At 25.4% G+C, this 21499-nt stretch carries 17 protein-coding genes; 8 read left to right on the top strand and 9 right to left on the bottom strand.

Annotated features, from left to right (window positions below):
• The first annotated feature begins 807 nt into the window (after nt 1–807).
• Entirely contained in the window at nt 808–1095 is a 288-nt protein-coding gene (locus IC214_RS14185) for a hypothetical protein (RefSeq protein ID WP_227482289.1), read from the top strand.
• A 701-nt stretch (nt 1096–1796) separates the two neighbouring features.
• Here IC214_RS14185 and IC214_RS14180 read toward each other — a convergent pair.
• The gene (locus IC214_RS14180) at nt 1797–2114 is read right to left on the bottom strand and encodes a hypothetical protein (RefSeq protein WP_227482290.1); all 318 of its coding nucleotides are present in this window, start codon (nt 2112–2114) and stop codon (nt 1797–1799) included.
• Between the two features lie 28 nt (nt 2115–2142).
• Nucleotides 2143–3129, bottom strand: a complete 987-nt coding sequence (locus IC214_RS14175; RefSeq protein ID WP_227482291.1) for a CPBP family intramembrane glutamic endopeptidase — start codon at nt 3127–3129, stop codon at nt 2143–2145.
• 196 nt (nt 3130–3325) lie between these two features.
• On the opposite strand from IC214_RS14175, the gene IC214_RS14170 reads away from it, so the two are divergent.
• Complete coding sequence (locus tag IC214_RS14170; RefSeq protein WP_227482292.1) at nt 3326–3496, top strand: hypothetical protein; 171 nt, start codon at nt 3326–3328, stop codon at nt 3494–3496.
• Between the two features lie 670 nt (nt 3497–4166).
• Here the strand turns inward: IC214_RS14170 and IC214_RS14165 are convergent.
• The gene (locus IC214_RS14165; protein WP_227823702.1) at nt 4167–5900 is read right to left on the bottom strand and encodes a sensor domain-containing diguanylate cyclase; all 1734 of its coding nucleotides are present in this window, start codon (nt 5898–5900) and stop codon (nt 4167–4169) included.
• A 414-nt stretch (nt 5901–6314) separates the two neighbouring features.
• Nucleotides 6315–8549 carry an EAL domain-containing protein gene (locus tag IC214_RS14160; RefSeq protein ID WP_227866754.1) on the bottom strand — a complete coding sequence of 745 codons (2235 nt, stop codon included), beginning with the start codon at nt 8547–8549 and terminating at the stop codon, nt 6315–6317.
• Nucleotides 8550–8963: 414 nt separating this feature from the next.
• Between IC214_RS14160 and IC214_RS14155 the strand changes: the two genes are divergently transcribed.
• Together IC214_RS14155 and IC214_RS14150 are read left to right on the top strand one after the other, a co-directional pair.
• Nucleotides 8964–9773 (top strand): MerR family transcriptional regulator, encoded by an 810-nt coding sequence (locus IC214_RS14155; RefSeq protein WP_227432767.1) that lies wholly within the window; start codon nt 8964–8966, stop codon nt 9771–9773.
• Between the two features lie 440 nt (nt 9774–10213).
• Nucleotides 10214–10897, top strand: a complete 684-nt coding sequence (locus IC214_RS14150) for a hypothetical protein (protein WP_227482295.1) — start codon at nt 10214–10216, stop codon at nt 10895–10897.
• 43 nt (nt 10898–10940) lie between these two features.
• Here IC214_RS14150 and IC214_RS14145 read toward each other — a convergent pair whose 3' ends face one another.
• From IC214_RS14145 to IC214_RS14135, 3 genes are all read right to left on the bottom strand, one after another.
• The gene (locus tag IC214_RS14145) at nt 10941–11615 is read right to left on the bottom strand and encodes an MgtC/SapB family protein (protein ID WP_227432770.1); all 675 of its coding nucleotides are present in this window, start codon (nt 11613–11615) and stop codon (nt 10941–10943) included.
• 220 nt (nt 11616–11835) lie between these two features.
• Nucleotides 11836–12390 (bottom strand): cysteine hydrolase family protein, encoded by a 555-nt coding sequence (locus IC214_RS14140; RefSeq protein ID WP_227836038.1) that lies wholly within the window; start codon nt 12388–12390, stop codon nt 11836–11838.
• 78 nt (nt 12391–12468) lie between these two features.
• Nucleotides 12469–12747, bottom strand: coding sequence for a winged helix-turn-helix transcriptional regulator (locus IC214_RS14135; protein WP_413926667.1), 279 nt, complete (start codon nt 12745–12747; stop codon nt 12469–12471).
• A gap of 312 nt (nt 12748–13059) precedes the next feature.
• Here IC214_RS14135 and IC214_RS20900 point away from each other — a divergent pair, with 312 nt between their 5' ends.
• Both IC214_RS20900 and IC214_RS14130 read left to right on the top strand, forming a co-directional pair.
• Entirely contained in the window at nt 13060–13194 is a 135-nt protein-coding gene (locus tag IC214_RS20900; protein ID WP_255287760.1) for a hypothetical protein, read from the top strand.
• Between the two features lie 195 nt (nt 13195–13389).
• Nucleotides 13390–14175: a GNAT family N-acetyltransferase gene (locus IC214_RS14130; RefSeq protein WP_227836039.1), complete on the top strand. Its 786-nt coding sequence runs from the start codon at nt 13390–13392 to the stop codon at nt 14173–14175.
• Between the two features lie 93 nt (nt 14176–14268).
• Here IC214_RS14130 and pdaA read toward each other — a convergent pair whose 3' ends face one another.
• Nucleotides 14269–15093, bottom strand: coding sequence for a delta-lactam-biosynthetic de-N-acetylase (pdaA, locus tag IC214_RS14125; RefSeq protein WP_227866753.1), 825 nt, complete (start codon nt 15091–15093; stop codon nt 14269–14271).
• Between the two features lie 224 nt (nt 15094–15317).
• Here pdaA and IC214_RS14120 point away from each other — a divergent pair, with 224 nt between their 5' ends.
• Nucleotides 15318–18428: a helicase C-terminal domain-containing protein gene (locus tag IC214_RS14120; protein WP_227831173.1), complete on the top strand. Its 3111-nt coding sequence runs from the start codon at nt 15318–15320 to the stop codon at nt 18426–18428.
• A 24-nt stretch (nt 18429–18452) separates the two neighbouring features.
• The gene (locus IC214_RS14115) at nt 18453–19052 is read left to right on the top strand and encodes a viroplasmin family protein (protein WP_227432776.1); all 600 of its coding nucleotides are present in this window, start codon (nt 18453–18455) and stop codon (nt 19050–19052) included.
• Nucleotides 19053–19236: 184 nt separating this feature from the next.
• Here the strand turns inward: IC214_RS14115 and IC214_RS14110 are convergent, their stop codons facing one another.
• Nucleotides 19237–21360, bottom strand: a complete 2124-nt coding sequence (locus tag IC214_RS14110) for a peroxiredoxin (RefSeq protein ID WP_227432778.1) — start codon at nt 21358–21360, stop codon at nt 19237–19239.
• Nucleotides 21361–21499 lie beyond the last annotated feature (139 nt).

The following is a 21499-nucleotide window of genomic DNA, read 5'->3' as shown; positions in this document are numbered from 1 at the left end:
CAATAGTGATTTTAAATGTTTTATAAGTAAATTGTATTATCTATATTACTGACATTTAACTGACAAATAGAAAAAAAGTATTTTAACTGACCATCTAAGTGATACAGCTTTACCAAAATGCAATCCAAGAGTTAGCATCAGAAAAATTGGTATACCTATAAGGATATTTTTCTATTTTTCTAATAACAATTGTGATTCTTGTTTTGTATAAAACTTAGAATTTGAATTATTTATTTTGCTTGGAGTTGCACCAATATTAGTGGATATATTTTAAATGATTCAAAGCCTACAGTAATATTAATTGAAAGTTTTTTCTGTGACAATAAAGAAGATTATTAGAGAGCTAGAAAACTTGGATATGAAAGTATGGCCAAGTTAATTGTAGAAGGTATATTAAATAAGAGTATTGTAAATAATGATGTGAAGCAAATGTATAAACAATCGTTTATAGTGGTAATGATAAAGTATCAGCAGACATTTTAGGACTATATTACAAGAGAGTAAAAGAAAATTATCTAGTTACAGATATAGAAGCCTATAAGCCACATTAAACACAAAATCTGTATGTAATTGGTGGAGTAACTTGCAATAAAATAAAAGAAATGAGTAAGATTATAGGAAAAAAATTCACTCAGATATATGACAATGATGTGTGGTCTACAATGGATAAGGCTAGAGAGTTTGTAAAAGCCAAATTATAGATTTAATATTTTATTATAAATAATTATGAAAAATATGGAAAATATGTTTAATATGATTTTGATTAAGGTATAAATTTAATAAATAGAATGATAAGGGGTGGATAAGATGTTAATAAATGATAAGAGTTTTTATCCAAATAATATTTATCCAGCGATAGACTTTCTCAAGATAAAAAGACAATTAAAATCAATATACAAGAATGATTTATCAGATTGTGGAAGCATATGTATAATAGAAAGAAAAGAATATTCTATAAGTATAAATAGCATCGGTGAGATAAATATATATTATGATTTAGAACATGAAAATAAGATACAAAGTATAATTGACGAGATTGAGCAGTTATTTAAGTCTCAAGTTGAAAATTTTAGTATATCAAAACTTAAGAATTGATGGTTAGAAGGTAGCAACTAGAGTTATTTGTTACCTTCTTTTTATATATTTTCTTTCTATAAATTTTTTATTTTCCATGTCATCCAACATTTGTAATGAAGTCATGCAATATATCTGGTATTCTTTAAACTCTATTGATTTTTTATTTGCTTTACCTAGAATAAGAATAAAGAAAATCAAGATAAAACTTTCAATGATAATAAAGTATATTTTTAATTTACTAATTATAATTACAAAGAAGGTTGTTAAAAATGCTACATACAAAGTAATATAAAATGAGGTTACAGGGTTATTTTTAGATTTCAAGGATGACTTAATTCTAGCCTTTTCTTATATTTTCAATAGAGTTCATTTCTTTCATATTATTATAAAATTTAAAACTATAATCATAATATTTTCTATATCAATTATTTCCTCTTTATGAATTTTTTCAATTCATCCATATTATATATCTCATTATTAGATTTAGGCATATTAAAAATCCTTCCTTAGTCCATCTACATTCTGTAAATAATATACTTTAATTTATAGCATATTTAAGAGTTTATATCAGCAATTTGTTGAACGATTTTATATAAAAATAGAGTTAGTTAACAAAAACAGGATGAAATCATACAATATTAGACTAAGCAAAAGGTGATAGAGTAATCATATCACCTTCTTTTGATTATCACTTATATTAGCATTTTATTATAAATAATTTATACAGTTATATATTTCTTTCTGACTAGATAATAGGATACTATTGTTATAATAGATACTAATATTAATGCTATTATTGCAACATCTAATTTTCTTATGAATAAACCTATAACTATGTACTCAAGTCCTATTACATAACGATAAAGTACTTCCAACTTAACAATTCTTTTTTTATCTATATTTCCATACATTGATTCTAATTTATTAAAATATTTTTCACTACAAAAAATAATTTTATATTTAATTAAGTATATTATTGTAGTTAATATTATAATTCCTATTCCAATAAATATAAGATAGGTATTCCAAAAGTTCATATAGTATATCTCCTTTACATAATAATTTTTATATGTTTTGCTTATATTCTTTTGTAAATAGAAATGGAACATAAAAAATTAAAATAAGTATGGATATTTCTAATATATCAGAATAAGTAATAGTTGAACAATAGGTAATACTAGAACCTGATATAAGAAAAGATGTATTATTTAAAGCGTGGATTATAGCACAAAACCATACATTTTTAGTCTTCATGTATACATATCCTAAAAATATTGAAATTCCAAATATATATATTGAGCGAGTTATTAAGCCTAATACTGGTGTTTCGGGTGTATATAATGTAAATATTAGAGGTAAATGCCACAAACTCCAACACATACTTAGTGCTAGAATACCAATTTTTTTACCAAATCTATCAAAAAATATATCTTGCAAAAATCCTCTCCAACCATATTCTTCACCAAAAAAAGGGTATATATATAAGAATAACATCATAGAAGAGAATATATAATTAAAAATACCTTCATAGTTAGGTTGATTTCCTTGTATTATTAGGCTAAGTGATTCTGGAATAATTTTGGAAAACATGAAATAAAAAATTAATAAACAACCTACTTTAATATTTTTTATAGGAGACAAATCTTTTATACTGTCAGAATAAAGAATAATAGATAAACTACTTATAATAACCAATATAGTATTTAATGATTGAAATTGCTGATTATTTATTAAGTTTAATAATTCAATAATAAGTAAAAATAAGTAAATTAGAAAAAATAATATTATTAATGAATAAAATTTATATTTATCATTAGTCATTCCTTCTGTATAAAATTTTGCGATTGCAACTGAGGATAAGGGCAATATCATCATAAATAATCCAAAATTTTCTGGGTCAATAAACTTATTGAAATATAATAGAAAACCTAATAAATAAGTTAAACCAAAAGTTATAGAAAAAAATATTATAATCTGTATTTTATTTCTTTTTTCCTCGTTTTCAATATATTTTGGGTTTAATAAATCAATCCATTTTTCTTTTAACTTCAATAGAAAAACCTCCTTTAAGATATGACTTTTTTTAAATAATCACAAAATTATATTAGATTTAATTTTCCTAATCAAAGTATAGCAGTAGTATAAGTATAAAGAGTGTCTAAAAAATTACAAATACAAATTGATTTAATTTCAAATATAATATAATAAAAATAAATTAATAAAATTTTATTTAGAAGGGCTAATTTTTATGGAAATAAAAAAGATAGATAGTAATTATATAGAACATTTACTTAATAAATTAATCAATGAAGATAGCATAAATGAAAATATTTTATCCAATTTACTTGAAGTGGAAGTAGAAAAATTAAAAAATTATAAAAAGTATGAAAAAGAGTTAACAATAGATTTAGATACTTGAGTAAATGGGTAAACTTAGCACTACAACTTGAATATACTATAAATGTTGATTAAGATTCTAGATTTAGAGGTATTTTAAGTTTATTAATTGATTTAAAGTAGCGACTTCCTGAAATATCAAGTTTTTTGACATTTGGAAAAATCGCATTTCCATCTTTTGATGCCAAGAAAAAACTGTCAGTAAAAGGGGGATATTCTTTAAATTTTTTGTTTTCATAGTACTTTTATTCTTTAAGCATATGAAAGATGTTTTAAATAATTTCAGTATATCATCGAGATGACTTATAAACAATAACACAAATTAAAAATACATCTTATTAAATTGACAAATATTTTAACTTATATTATTGATTATAAAATTAGAAACTTATATATAACGAAATGTTTTTATACAAAAATATTTCGTTATATATAAAATATGTATAAGATTAAAAGATAGTATAAAAACCAGTAAAGAGGTCTATATGTTAACCTCAGAAAGTTTAATATATAAGTAGTAGTTAGAGGATTGGAGCATATAGTAAAGAAGTTGAATTATTAAAAATTATATTGATTGTAATAACTTAACTTGGGAAGAATTTACTGTTTACAGTGCTTCATTATAGCATTTATAAAAGTATATATCTTATAAATTAAATTTATATTAATATGGAATATGTTAAATAAATATATTATTCACATATTCTGTAACAATTTTTACCACTTGCTTTTGCTAAATACAAAGCTTCATCTGCTTTAGAAAATAAGTTTTTATATGATTTACTTGAATCTGTAGCAAAAGCGATACCAATACTTAATGTTATTTGATGATTGTTTTTTACTTTTATTTTGCTTACATCAGTTAAAATATCATTAATACTTTTTATTACAAAATCCTTTGTCAACGATTTCATAAATATCATAAACTCATCTCCGCCAATACGAGCAACTATATCCTTATCATCTGCATTTTGCATTAATATTTTTGAAACAGCAACTAAAACTTCATTTCCTTCTAAATGTCCAAAAGAATCATTTACAGTTTTAAAGTCATCAATGTCAATGACCATTAAAGCTTCATTATTTTTTTGTTTAGTACTGTTAAGATACTCATCTATAAAATTTTCTGATGCTTTTTGATTATAAAGCTGTGTTAATGGATCTCGTTGAGTTTGAGCAATTAATTTTTCTAATTTAGATTTGTCTTCAGTTATATCTTTCAAAACGCCAATTGTTTTGATTGGATTATGATCACCATCATAAATAACTGAACATTGAACACGAATCCATCTCCATTCATCTTTAGTTAATGATTCTAACTGTCGTATTTCAATTGTTTCACGAAGATTTCCGCGAAGTACTTCTAATAATTTACCAATATCATCAAGATGAATGCTTTTTCCATCTTTCAATATGTTAGAATAATTTTTCGTTTCAAAATTTTCTAGTTCAATTTTTCGGTCTATTTCAACTCGTTGATATATCATAAAGTTATCGTTTTCAATGTCATATTCAAACATAATATCTGTAATGTTTTGTAAAGCAATGCGATAGCGTTCTCTCTCTAACTTTAATTCAGACTCTATATTTTTTAGTTGAGTGATATCTGTAATAATGCTATTAATTTTTACGATACCATCACTATTTAAGGATTTCATTCCAGAGTCTAATACCCACATTAATGTTCCATCTTTTTTACGTATTCTATATTCAGATGAATAGGTAGTGCCTTTTGCAAAACAACGTTGGCAATCTTCTAGTGCTTTAGGTAAATCTGGTGGGTATACAGCACCTACTGCAGAGCCACCACTCATTTCAATAAACTCATCGTATGTATATCCTAATATTTTGGGTAATCCTTCATTGACATAGAAGAATGAATATGTATCATCATCATTACTTCCTTTTAATCCACCATTGATATTATTGGTAATCATTTCAATTACTTCTGTTTTTTCCTTTAGTAATCTTTGCAAATAATCATAACTTTGAGTTCCTATTTTATTAGGGAAGAATTCATCAACTTGCATTTCACTATATGGATTTGATATGTGCATATGTCTCACCAATAACTGTCCATTATTTTCAATTATTTCAAATGTACAACGCTGACACACCTCTAAAATCATTTGGTCATTTTCTTTAGTACGAATAGTATATTTTCCTACTACAATACATCTATATTTATCTTCACTTACAACTTCAAATGTTTCATTATTCATATCACAAGAAGGGACTTCATTTTGACCAGCATAAAAATAGTCTTTTATTTCATTAAAAGAAGTGAGAAACTCTTGTTCTCCTGGACCAATCCAAGTAATATCTTTTGACAGATATCTTAATACCTCATTAATATCTCGATTTACATAAAAACTCATTAAAATATGTCTTACCAATTCAGGTGCTTTTTTTGAGAGTGTGCTCATGATATTCCCCCTTTCTTAATATTATATAAATTAATTATATTATACATTAATGCTTTTAAATTAGAAAACTTTGTTGAACTATGACATTTCTATGAAATAAGAAAAATTTATGCAATATTTTAAGTAAAAGTAGGTTTTTTATATAAAAACTTATTTTATCTATGTTAACTCTGATTTATAGCATCAAATGATTTTATTATAAAAACACAAATAAATCAAAAATAGTTACTCTAAATAGCCTAGTGCCTTAAATTTAAATTAATTTTATTGCATTATATATTAACTTATAGCACATAGTGGGAATTTTATCATCAATTTGTCGAACGATTGTTATTAATTATACATAAATTGGAATTTTAATTTAATAAATCTATAACAGTATTTGTAATTTATTTATAGTTGAGACAGTTAAAATTAAATATCTATTAAATTTTTTATTTTATCAACATCGATATACATACCTTGTGCAATAGATCTTCCATCAATTGCAGAAAGATTACATTGTTTATACATAACTGTAACAATCTGACCATTACGTTTTATAAATCTGTATAAAAAAGGATTAATATTATTTGTGTCAATCATTTCTAAACTTTTTTTATAAACAAAATCTAAATCATCTGGATGAACAATTGCTCTTAAGTTGCCACTCATTTCACCAAAAAATTGTTCTTTTGTATAACCTATAATATCAAACATTTCCTCATTCATATATGTAATAATCATATCACCAAGTAAATCATAGCGAATGATACCTACAGGTAGCATTGAATAAAATTGTGATAAAGTACTACTTTCATCGAGATGAGTGTTTGTCATTTTAGGTATTGAATATGATTCAAATTCATTTATATAACCAGCAGTTTTAATTAAATCTAAATGTATTTTTGTTAAGATTAATTTATTTTCTGAAATAATACAATTTGCACTAAAATAGAAATTACTATATTTTTGATAATCAGTAGTTTCATCAGATAAAACAGCTTCTCCACTAATTAGTAATGAATCTGAACCAACATCATGTGGAGTTATACTTTTATAAAGAATAGAAAATTTTTTACCTTTGATATGTTTTTTAAAGTGTTCTATCACCTCAGAAAAAGATATAAGTTCTTTTTTGTTATAAAAATCAAACCATTTAATATTTTCAATAACATTTGCTCTTAGTTTTTGCATATCTTGCATAATAAAAAATGCATCAAAGATTTTTTCTATTAAAGATTTTCCTATATCAGAATATTTGATAAACATTTTATCTGAAGTATTTTTTTTAGATAGTAACTTTTCAAATTGCTTACATTCCATAGGTTTTGCATAATAAAAACCTTGAGCAATGTCACAGTTTATGCTTTTGATAAACTCTACTTGTTGTTTTGTTTCAACACCTTCACATACTGTAAGCATACCAAGAGCTCTTGCAATATTTATTATAGAATACAAAATTGTTGTATTTTTAAAATCATTTAAGTCATGGGATAAAAATATTTTATCAATTTTTATTATATCCAAAGGGAGATTTTGCAACATACCAAAGGATGAATATCCAGAGCCAAAATCATCTATTGATACAGAAAAACCAAAAGAACGTAATTCGTTTAGTTGTTGAATAATTGTATTTGTATCTTCTATTAATATATTTTCTGTAATTTCAATGCTAAAATTTGATGTAGATATACTGTATTTCTCAGTAATATTTTTTAAAGTACTTGGAAAATTAGGGTTAAAAAAGTGAAGACGAGAAAAATTACAACAAATTGATACAAACACATCATTGTTATCAATCCATCTTCTTATATTTCTACAGTTTTCTTCAAATAAATATAAATCTAATTCTATTATAAGTCCAGAGTGTTCAAATAAAGATATAAATTTATCTGGAGTGAGAAGCCCTTTAAGAGGATGTCTCCAGCGTGCAAGTGCTTCACATCCAACTATAGTATTACTTTTTATGTTATAAAGTGGTTGGTAAAATACCTCAATTTGTTTATCCAATAAAGCATATGATATTTCTGATAAAAATTCTTTATCACTTTCTAATTTATTATAAAAATTATTATCATTAAAATCAAATGAAATGTATCTATTTTTACCTTCACTTTTAGCTTTTTTTAAAGCACTATATACTTGATTTAAAAGTATTAAAGTAGTTACATCTGATTTACCATTCCAAACTGTACTACCAATACTAAATGTAACATTAGAATAGACTTCTTTTTCATTAGGAAGTTGTATTTTTAATTCCCTAGCAGATTTTATAATAGATGTTCCCATATCATCTAATTTTTCCTTTGATATATTTGGGATAGCAATCAAAAATCCTTCTCCTTTTAAATGGCCAACTATTCCTTTAGATTCTGGAACATAATACAATAGTTTTTGAATGAGATTAATTAATAAATTTTCTCCAACTAGGTATCCGTATATATCATTGAATAATTTAAAATTATCAATATTTAATAACATAATTCCAATAGAAGTATTTTTTGAAATACAATTATCAATATATTGATATATACATTTTCTATTTGGCATTTTAGTAAAAAAATCTATTTCGTTTGAGACTTTTAATTTACAATTTCTTTTCTCTAAATCTTTAGACAATAGTTCTACTTTTTTATTTAACATTTTTATATAATCATAATTTGGCATAGCATTCCTCCATAAGATACTTTGATTTTTTGATACTAACTGTGTTTATATTAAAAATATTTAAATGTTAATTAATATTTGAACAATATACTGAAATAATATATCAATATTATTAAATTTATAAAGGTATATTTTGGAAATAAAAAATATCATATAAAAACATAATGGCATAGATGTAAATACAAAGTCAAATATATCTTTTGAAAAGCGTAGAGTCAGAAACATCATAATCAATCAATATTATAATAGAATAATGAACAAAATATAGATATATTTAGATAGTTAACAAAATACAATTTATTTTTGAAAACTTGTTTTAGACGATTTTTTAGTATATTCTAAAATAGAATTAGGGAAATAGACGAGTTATTTATTTTTAAGAAAAAATATAATTATGGAGGTCTTTATATATAAATGAAAGATTATTATAAGATAGGAGAAATATCTAAAATATATGGTATAGGAAGAGATTCTTTAATGTACTATGAAGAAATAGGAATTCTAAAACCATTTAGAGATACCAATGGATATAGAATGTATAATATATCTGATATATGGAAATTGAATTTGATAAAAGAATTTAGAAGTTTGAATTTTCCAATGAAAAAGATAAAAGAATATTTAGACGATAGAAGTATAGAATCTACAAAAACTATATTAAATGAAGAACTTGATTTAATTGACAAAAAGATGCTTGAACTTGTAAGTCACAAGGAAAATATCATAACAAGATTAAGTTCAATTGAAAGTGTGATTCAAAATACTAAAATAGATGAGATAGAAGTTGTATATATAGAAAAAAGAAAAGCCTTAGAATTAAATGCTGATATAGAAAGAGATGAGGATTTTGATTTCTTAATTCAAAAGCTTCAAAAAGAATATGAAGACAGATTTAATATACTTGGAAATAATAATATTGGTTCTGCTTTTTCTATTGAAGCAATCAATAATGGTATCTTTAATGAGTTTAAGTCTGTATTTTGTTTTTTGGAAGATAATGAGGAGATATATAATATAGTTTTTGATGAGGGGTACTATGTAACATTAAATTATACTGGAAGTAACTCTAATAATAAAATATATATGGAAAAAGTATTTAGATTTATAGAAGAAAATAATTATAAAATAAATGCTGCGCCAATAGAGATATATAAAATAGATATACATGAAACTGGAATTGTAGATGAATTTGTAACTGAAATTCAAGTTCCTGTAAATAAATAGCTAAATTTTAATAAACTAGACAATAAATAACATAAAAAAATGTAAATTTGCCACCAATTTGCCACTTTATTATAAAATCGGTGGCAAATTGCATTTTAAGAACTTCTAAAATATTTACTGTTTCATTTCCATTCTATGTGTGACATAAGAATAAGTCTTAATTATGTTTTATATTGGTTAAAGTATAAGTAGATAGTGTTTAGATTGAAAATTAGTAATAATTATCTTTATACCCAATTAACAATATATAATTTTGATTTTCGACAACATTTATTATTTGTTTACTATATAATTTAATTAATAATGTATAAACAGGGGGATATAGGATGAAAATTAAGGGATTATTAAAAATTAACATCAATATTTATCAGACTTAAATCTTATTAGATTGATAGTCATGGATGATAAAGTAGTTAACTTAATGTTTTGGAGGGGAATTTATGTTTGAGAAGTTTAAAGTATTAAAAAGTTGGCAAAAGATATTAATTGTTATTATAGGAATTTTATTATTACCATTAACATTATTATTATTGTCTATTCTATTTTTAGTAAAAAGTGTAAATAAAAATAGTAATAAAATAGTAAAAACATTAAAAGTTGTTATAAGCCTATTTGTAGTGTTTATACTCTTAATGTTCAATTGGGTATGGTGGGGAGCAACGTTCAAAGTAGCAACAGAACCTAACTTAAATGAGCAACAAGAAATAAAAAGAAAAGAAGAACAGGATACAAAAGACAAGGAAGTAAAAGAAAAACAAGAATTAAAAGCAAAAGAAGAAAAAGATAACTTAGAGAAACAAAAGAAAAAAGAGTTAGAAGAAAAGAAAAAACAAGAGGAGTTAGAGTTAGCTCAGAAAGAAAAAGAAGAAAAGGAAAAAGCAGAAAAACTTGATAAAGAAAGTGTCGATAAGTCAACTGAAAACGTTCAAGTTCAAAATCCTAAAACTGAAGAATCAAATCCAAACAACCAAAAAACATCTGAAACTGTATATGCAAATGGAGGAAAATCTAAATCAAATAAATATCATTCTTCTCCTACTGCACATAATATGGAAGGTGCAATTTCAATGAGTAGAGAAGAAGCAGAAGCAAATGGATATGTAGCTTGTAAAATATGTTATTAGTAACAAAGAAATAGACTAGTGTTTAGCTAGTCTATTTTTTATATTATATCTCTAAAGATTCTATAAGAGGATTATCACTAAACAACTTTAACAGATTTGTCTTTTTATATCCTTTGGGTAATTTAGTATAGATAATTACTTCTAGCCAATCTCCATCAATGCGTTTAATATTCATATTTATAATTTCAATTTTAGACTGCTTAAATTTTTCTTCAATATATGAGATTGAATCAGTGCTGTTAGAAATTTTGAGAGAGACCTGCTCTGCTGTAGGGAGTTTCATCCATTTCCTATCTCTATGAAGTAGTATTTGCGTGATAACGATAATAATGCTTGAAACAATACCAAGTAAGTATAATCCACAACCAATTGCAAGCCCTGTACCTGCTGTCGCCCATATACCAGCAGCTGTAGTAAGTCCACTCACTGATTGATTTCTGATAAATATCAATCCAGCCCCTAAAAAACCTATCCCACTGACAACCTGTGCTGCAACACGGGCAGGGTCTAAACCAATACCTGGAGTACCTACTACATCATCAAACCCATATTTAGAAACAATGATTATAAGTGCTGATCCTAGTGCTACTATAAAATGAGTTCGGATTCCAGCTTCTTTTAGCCTATTCTTTCTTTCATATCCAATCAAAGCTCCACATAAACCAGCAATAATGATTCTTGCTATATATTCAAATTGAATAAGTATATGATTATTCATCTATTTAGCACCCCCTTTTATGTAATATTATATATACTATAACACTACATTTTTTATGTGGATATAGTAACATTTGAAAATTATATGATTGTTGCACCTAAATCTAAAATCAGAAAAAGTATTTTATATATATAAAAATACTAGAAGGGATATATAAGATTATATGATTGAAGAGCAAACTTAAATTAATTAAGTTTGCTCTTTATAATGGTAAATATTTTTATTTACAATAATTAGACAAAAAAATGTCTGTATTTTTTATATCTGCAAAACTAGATTGTAAGGATGCCATAAATACTTGATGTACAATTTCAGCATTAATCTCTTTGTCATCCCAAAATAAATTTTTTGTTGTGCAAGCATCGCTTATAAGCGTAATATCGTATCCAAGTTTCTTTGCTGTTCTTACACTTGTATCAATACACATATGACTCATCATTCCACAAATCACTAATTTATCTATGTTTTTTTCTTCAAGACAACTTTGTAAACGTGTTTTAAAAAAACTATCTGGTGTATGCTTAATGATAATTTCTTCATTCTCAAGTGGAAAAACATTTTTATTTATTTTTGCACCATAAGTGTCAGGGAGAAAGAATGATGAAGTTGAAGTCATTGATATATGCTGTATATGAATAATTGGTAAGTTATTTTTTCTAAAGAGTGTCAGTATTTTTTTAGCATTTTCAGCAGTTTTTTCTGTATTAAATAATTCACATTTCCCATTTTTAAAATAATCATTTTGAATATCAATTAAAATTAAAGCTATAGACATATTTATACCTCCTTATATATTTTAATTATAATACTGCTAAATGAAATGTAAATTACTTACTTTTTGGTATGTATAGAATTATTTATTATAACAGATTCCTTTATTGTCTAAAAATTCTTGTTGTCCATGTTCAAGCATATATTCTATACCTATTTCTTGCATTATCTCTACAGCTTGTAGCATTTTTTTGCCACGATTGGTAAGAAAATATTCAGTATGTAATGGATATCCAGTTGAACTGATTTTATCAACAATACCAAATTCTCTAAGTTCCTTTAATTGTTGGATTAACATTTTTTGACTTATTCCATCTATACTATGCTCTAAGTTAGAGAATGTTTTATTACATTGTCTCAACTTGAATACAATTATAGTCTTCCATTTCCCTTTAATGATATCATGTACAATTTCAAGAGGGCATGTATATTCATCTCTTATTTTTATAATATATCACCTCCATAAAATGATAATAAATTATATCACTGTTTTTATAATATGACAAATCTATATGAAGTATATATAAAATTTGTGTTTTATTAAGTTCTAAATTTCTTCTAATATAGTTCACACTTAGTACACAAATAGTTAGTAATATATAAGTAAGTAATATATTTGATACAAATTAAATAATTTTAAAATAATTTATGATAATTTAGAGGAGGAAAATATATGAATATATCAAGAAAAGCTATGAGAATAATAGAATTAGCACAAAGGATTGCAACCAAGAGAGGTATCTCAGTAGAAGAAGCCTGGGATGAGGCATTAAAAGAATATAAACAGAAATACCAACATATTGCATAGAAATTTAAAAATATAGTTCAATTTTGTAAAGTAGAAAATATAATATAATCACTGATTGATTTTTCTGAAAAAATTATAAATTTACAAATTTAAATTATTTACAAAAATTTAGAATATTTAGTAGAAGTTAATAACTTTAAATGATACTATAAATTATAAGGTATATCATTATTAACACAAAAGGAGGATGTACACTTGATTGTAAAAATAGATAATACTTTAGAAAAAAAATTCTGGCAATATGTATCACATGAAGAAAGTTTAAACTTATTTATAATTGGATATGTTGAAAACTATGGATTTAGTTCTGATTCTCAAGAAGTATGGTCTCAGACAAAAGAAGGAAGTATAACTTCTATAATATTAAAAAATAAGTCAACACTTATAATCTATAGTTTAGAAAATAATTTTGATGTAGAAGAAATGAAAAGCCATATAAAAGGATTAGATATAGAAAGTATAAGTGGAAAAAAGTGTGTAATAGATAGACTAGTGAGTATATACAAAGATTTTTATGAAAAATTGGATAATAAATTTTGTATATTAAAGAAAATAAAAGAGCTGGATTTTTCTACTATGAATGAATATAGGATAGAAAAGGCATATGAAAGAGACATTGATGAAATAGGAAAACTTTTAAATGAATCAGGATATAAGGTAAGTCCAAATTACATAGAAGCAAGAAAAGAGTACTTAAAAGAAGGTAACGTAAGAGCATATTTCATAAAAGATAATAATACTATGATTAGTACTGTATCAACTGGTATGGAAACTAGTTTTTTAGCAATGATAGTTTCTGTAAGTACAGACAAACAGCATAGAAAAAAAGGGCTTGCTAGTTATATGGTGTACAATTTAAGTAAAGAACTATTGTCAGAAGGGAAAATACCATGTCTTTTTTATAATAATGAAATAGCAGGAAAAATATATCACGATATAGGATATGAAGAGATAAATGAATGGACAATGCTTTTTAAATAATTCTAAAACACAAAACTCCATCAAGAATTAAAGTATTTATAAATAGATTTATTTTTACTATAATTCATGAGGAGTTTTATTTTAATTAAAATGTTATTTTTTACTGCTTAAATAGTCAAGTGTTTTAAGTTTGTAACCTTCTTTTTCCCAATGTGTAAGTACTTCATCCAATATCTCAGTATTAGTTGAAGAATTTGGATGTAATAAAACTATTGCACCAGGATGTGTTCTAGAGTAAATTTTGTTTTTAGCAAACTCATGAGTAGGTTGTTTCTTTTCATACCAATCTACATAAGCAAAACTCCAAAATATAGATTTATAACCCAAGTCTTGTGTATATTTTAAAGATTGTTCACTAAATTTACCCATTGGTGGTCTAAAATATTTAGGCATTTCTTTTCCAGTAACATCTTTATATGCTTTTTCTACACTTATAATTTCTTCTTTGAATTTTTCAAAATCTGTAATTCCAGCCATTGATGGATGACTTTTTGAGTGATTACAAACCAAATGACCTTCTTTTTCCATACGTTTTATTAAATCTGGATTACTTTTTATATAACTCTCAACTACGAAAAATTGTGCCTTTGCATTGTGTTTTTTTAGTGTATCTAGCAACTTTGGAGTGTTCCCACTTTCATATCCAGCATCAAATGATAAGTATATAACTTTTTCATTAGGGTTTCCTACATAATATGAATCATATTTCTTAAAAAAATTGGCTTCTTTTATAGGTGATGGTTGTTTACCATCCTCTCTAGGATTAAAATACCAATCATATTCATGTGTATCAAGTGTTGGACTAGAAATTTGAGTTTTTGTTTTATCTAGGGATTTAAAGTTCATACTAGCAATTCCAAAAAGTATTAAAGCGAATGCTCCTATCATAATGTATTTTTTCAGGCTATCTTTTTTCACAATGTCACCTCTTATTTAAAATTTCAAGTAAATCTTTCTTATAATATAGTTTGAATATTTATAGTTAAAAATATTCATATATACAAATAATAAATTAAAGAAGTTTCTTTTAAGATATATAAAATAACATTAATTATCTTAAACAAAATACATTATAAATGATAAAATATAAGGAGCAATTATTGTGTAGAAGTGAAATTGGTTTAACTTGAAGGGATAAAAAAATGAATAATATAATAAGTATATTGAATGATGTTGTTTTTTTAGATATAGAAGTTAGTGGAATAGACTATTTAAATTCAGAAATTTTAGAAGTTGGAGCTGTTAAAATTAAAGATTGGAAAGCTGAGACATATCAATCGTTAATAAAAAATAAAGCTGAAGTACCTATAGAAGTATTCTCTCTATGTGATAATCTTAAAAAAATTGATTTAGAAGATGCTTTTAATCTAAAAATGGTAGAAGAGGAGTTAAGAAATTTTGTAGGAGATAGTCTGATTATATGTCATGATTTAAGTTTTAAAATAAAGTTTTTTGAGTACTATATGCCAAAGCTAAAAAATAAATTTATTGATTCAATTGAGTTGGCAATTATTTTAGAGCCATATCATAAGGATTATAGTTTGGTGTATTTAAAAAGTATTTTAACTAGCGATAAATCTGAGACCAAGAATAGAGCTTTATCAGATGCTATTGATACTATAAATATTGTAAATTCTCTTTTAATAAGATTTAATAACCATGAGAAAACTAATTTAGAGCCATTAAGTTTTAAAATAAATTCATATCTAAATAAGTTTAATCTTGGAAAATGGGAATGGAGTAAATTTTTAGAAGAAGCAAACTATGATTTATCTCATGATGTAAGTATTATAAAAGAAGATGAGGAGTTTAATCCAAAAGAAGAAAATATAAAAGAAAAAGAAACTTTAAAAATTTTACGTGAGCAAGAAAAGAAATATGAAGAATTATTAAAATATAAGCATATATGGGAGAGTAAAGAGGGATTTACATATGAATATAGACCAGGTCAGTATGAGCTTACTAAGGCAATACGAGAATTGTTTAGAAATAATGAAGATGACGAAAAAATTGCGTGCATAGAGGCGCCAACAGGGATAGGAAAAAGTGTTGGATACTTATTGCCAGCTATATTAGAAGCTAGAATTAATAAAAAAAGATTGCTAATTTCTACTGATACAAAAGAATTGCAGATACAATTGATAAATAAAGATATTCCAAATGTGTTAAATTCTTTAGGGTTAAATGGTAAAGTAAGTTATGGATATATAAAGGGAAAAAACAACTATATATGTATAGATAGATTAGAAGCATATATAGCAGATTATGAGTCTCAAGAACCTACTAAAGAAGAAATATTATCTTTAATATTTTTAGAAAGATTAGTTGAAGGTGGTAAATATGGAGATATAGAAGAAATAAATTATTGGGTGTTGGATAACTTCAAGGAAATAAATACTCACTTAAGAAATATAAGTTGTGACCCAAACATGTGTAAACCTAAAAAATGTAAAAAAGATTGTCTATATAAAAATAGGACAGAAGAGTTAAAAGATGAACATATAACAGTAATAAACCACTCTTTACTGGCTAAATGGCCATATAAAGATGAAAAGCCTTTAGAAAATATAATAGTAGATGAGGCTCACAATTTAACTGAAAAAGGATATGATTTCTTTTCAAGTATCATAAATTCAAAGTCTTTAAGATACTTATTGCAAGAAATTTATCCTTATGAATTTATACAAGATAGTAGTTTTATGTATAAAAAAACTAATACAAACATGAAGAAAATAAAGGCTTTTGATAAATTCTATCATATATTAAAAATTGAAAGAAAAGATAAACAAAAGATTGCTAGGAGTATAAATCTTATTATTGAAGAAATAGATTCAATATTAGCATTTGGCAATTGTAGTGAATATGGTAATGTAAGCAATTATAACCTAAGATGGGAATTAAATTTACAAATAGATGAAATTGCAGGAAAAATAAAAAAAGATGATATAGATACTGAAGTTAGCTATAGATTGTATAGTGAAAAGATAAAACTAAGTTGTGAAAAAATAATAAAAAATTTAGTTTCAATAATAATTGTAATTTATAGGAATATTGATGATGATAGTATAGATAAAGAAACAGATATATATAAGTTTGGAAAAGCAAAGACAAGAGATTTAGAGGATATAAAAATTGTTTTTGAAATTTTCTTGGAGTATGATGAGAATGATGATTATGCAAGAATAGTTGAAATTGAAAAGAATTATAATGATTTTGAATTTAGAGTAGTTCCATTAAAAATAGCAGATTTATTTGAAGAAAATATTTTATCTCAGCTAGAGAAAGGAATATTTTTATCAGCAACCTTAAGTTTATCTCAAAATATGTCTTATTTTAAAACTACATTGGGAATAGATAGGGTTAAGAATATAGAAAAAATTATAGAACCAATTTTTGATTATAAGAATATGGTTTCTGTAGTAGCGTTTTCTGATATTTGTGAGTATAAAAATGCTGAATTTCCAAATGAAATAAGTAAAATTATATCGAATATATCATGCATTACAGAAGGGCATATGTTAGCTCTTTTTAATAGTAAAAATAGACAAGAAAAAACTTATGATATATTAAAAAAATATTTGCATGGTTTAAATTTAGAAATTTATGCTAATAAAAAAGGTGTTAGACATCTTAATGATTTAAATAGAAAGTGTGTAGTACTTGGCTCAAAAGGATGTTTTGAAGGTGTAGACATTCCAGGCGATGGTTTGGTATGTGTAACTTTGGACAAGCTTCCTAATTTAAACCCTAAAGACCCTTTGTATTATACTATAATGAAGAAGTATAATATAGATTATTACAGTATAAATTATCCCCAGATGACTATAAAAGTAAAGCAAGCTATGGGAAGACTTTTAAGAAGTAAATATGATTATGGATGCTTTGTGATTTTTGATGTTGGCACTAATATAAGCACATTAAAAAGACTAGAGCAAGATTTGCATGGTTGTAAAATTTTAAAGATGAATAGTAACGATTTTTATACTTATGCAAAAAAACACTTAAATAAATCTAGAAGCCTAATACTAAAATCTGTTATATTTGATACTATAAAAGCATTACAGGTCAATACTAAAATAGAAAATGATGAAGTTGATAAAAATACTATAAAAAAAGATATCAATGAAAATATAAGGCAAAGAGCTGTAAAAGGAGAAGTATATCATATAGATATTGAAAACAAAGATATGAGAGTAAAGTATTTCGATAAAAATTATCTAATAAATCTAGATATATTTATGAGAGAAACATAAAAACTAATGGTGGGAGTGATATATTTGGCAAAACAAAAGTTTTATGCTGTAAAAAAGGGCAAAAAAATTGGAATATATGAGACATGGGATGAGTGTAAAAAACAAGTAAATGGATTTTCAGGAGCTGAATACAAGAGTTTTACTACATCACAGGAAGCAAAAGAGTATGTTTATGGAGCAACAAAACCAACATTTAAAGAAGATGAAGAATTTATAGAAGCATATGTTGATGGTAGTTATGAGCATTCAATAAAGATGTATGGTTCAGGTGTTGTAATTCTAAAGAAGAATGAAGTTATAAAAACTTATAGTAAAAATGGAAAAGAGCAAACTTTAGTAGGTATGAGAAATGTGGCGGGTGAGATAGAAGCTTCTAAAATTGCAATGCAGTACTGTATTGATAATAATATTCAAAACCTGATTTTATATTTTGACTATGAAGGTATTGAAAAGTGGTGCACTGGAGTTTGGAAAACAAATAAAGAAGGAACTATAGCATATAAAAACTTTTATGATAGTATCAAAACTGAGTTAAATGTCAGATTTATGAAAGTTAAAGCGCATTCTGGAAATAAATATAATGAAGAAGCTGATAAGTTAGCCAAAAAAGCTATTGGTATATAATTAGGAATTAGCATGCTATTAAAAAAACATTGACTTATAACCAAAAAAGCAGGATTGTATTATAATAAGATAAGTTTCTGATTTCAAAATAATTGATATTATTATCAATTAAGTAAAACTCATTTAATATAATGCAATCTGCTTTTTTATATGTCAAAAGTATAAAATTTTATATTATGTCTAATTAGAATTGACCATAAAGACCTTCAAGTTCTTCTTTTAACAATTCAGGGTCATTTATACCAATAGACATAGTTCTAGCTAATATATTTGCCTGGTCATAAGTTGATGTCCAAGAGAATACACCACCTAAACAGTTTCTAAGCACATATTGAGTTTTTAAGAATATAGATAATGAATCATCATATGACATTGCAAATTCTCCATCTTTAACTAAATATGGAACCTGAGCAACTCTATCAAATCTATATTCATATCCATTTTTATTTATATAATCTTTTCTAAGTTCATCATAAGTTCTTGTTATAGTGGCACCTAATCTTCCATAAAATGGAAGGCCAAGAAGGATTTTTTCAGAAGGCATTCCAGCATTTTCAAGGTTTCTAACCATTGCATCAACACTATATCCTGGTAAGGATAAGTCTGAGTCAAAAAGGTTTGCCTGATGTTTTCTGCCATTTGGCCCTGTTTCACCTGCTGTGAAATCATAACTCATAAGATTAAAATAATCTATTATTGGAGCTATTTTATCTATTTCAGCACTTGAGTTTATATATCCCATATCCCCTGTTCCAGCTACACTAAGCCATTTCTCATCTCCTATAACGTCTCTTATAGCTGTTAGTAAAAGTGTGAAATTTTCTCTATCTTGAGGTCTCGATTTTATACCAGCTGCACTACTTCCAGGATATTCCCAGTCGATATCAACTCCATCTAAAGCATATTCATTTATCATTTGATTGACTTGTCTTGCAAAGTTATATCTGGATGTAGGCGTTAAAGCTGCATCGGAGAATCCTTCAGCTCCCCAACCACCAATGGCTACAATTACTTTTAAGCTAGGCTTTTCAGCTTTAAGCGCAAGCAATTGGTTTAGGAATCTAGGATAAGGAATAAATAAATTACCATATTGGTCTATTTCAGCAAATGCAAAAATAACTGCATCTAATAACTGAGCATCTACATTAGTTGGATTACCAAGAACATATTCCATTACAATAGGATTTATATCTGGACAATTTATATTTTCAACTATTGGATTATATGGGTCATTTATTTGTGGTCTAACTAACTTCTTTGAGTCTTTTAATGTTTTCATAGCTATTTTTTTAGAATTTTTTTCACTTGTATAATCATAGTTTTTATAATTTTGTTTATAGAAATCCTCATAGCTATTATCTTCTTTATCGCATTTATCATAGCTATTATCCTCTTTACTACATTTATCGTATTTGTATTTTATTTCATCACAGGATTTATCTTTAAGTTTATCCTGTTTGGAGTTATGAATTTTGTTAGTATTTTTAGTATGTTTTTGTTCACAATCACAACTATCTTTAACATCCTTATTGTATTCTTGTTTATGGTCATGAGATTTGTTTATACACTTAATATTTTCTTGTTCGTAATCATTTTCAATATTTTTAGTATGTTCTTTTTTACAACTGTAAGTATCATCAATATTTTTAGTATATTCTTCATCTGTGTAATTATCTGGCACAAAACATAAGTACCAATCCATACATGAATACTTTTTATTACAACTATTTACTCTATTTTTTAACTCTTTATAGTTTTTAGGATATGGCAAGATAACAGGCATTCCAGGGAACCAGTTTGCAGGAGTAACTACATTATCTCTATCACTAGTTTGAAGAGCATCTACTATTCTAAGTATTTCTGGTATATTTCTTCCTGTAGTCAATGGATAATAAAGAATAGTTCTTAATATTTGATTATTATCTATAATAAATACAGAACGGATAGTAGATGTATCACTCATTGGTTTTGATATCATGCCATATAATTTGGCAATTCTCATATCTCTATCTTCTATGATAGGGAATGGGATTTCTACACCTGTAAGTAAAAACATATTGTACATCCAAGCTAAATGAGAGCTATTGCTATCAACACTTAGGCCGATTAATTCTGTATTTCTTTTCTTAAATTCATCATAATATTTAGCAAAGCATAAAAATTCAGTAGTACAAACTGGTGTAAAATCACCAGGATGTGAAAATAAAACAACCCAATTACCTTTGTAATCAGACAGTCTAATAGGGCCATCTGTTGTATTGGCTTTAAAATCAGGAGCCTTGGATCCTAAACTTGGCAAATTTGGCATGTAAATCACCCCTCAATAAATTATCATTTATTTCATTCTATTAATTAGCACAGATTAGTGTTACTATTTTATTAAAATGAAGGAATACTAATGTCAAAAAAAGATATTTATTAAAAATATTTAATATTTTCGTAATATA

It is taken from the genome of Clostridioides sp. ES-S-0190-01 (assembly GCF_020658275.1).
Classification (GTDB): Bacteria; Bacillota; Clostridia; order Peptostreptococcales; family Peptostreptococcaceae; genus Clostridioides.
This window is presented reverse-complemented; position numbering and strand designations above follow the sequence as displayed.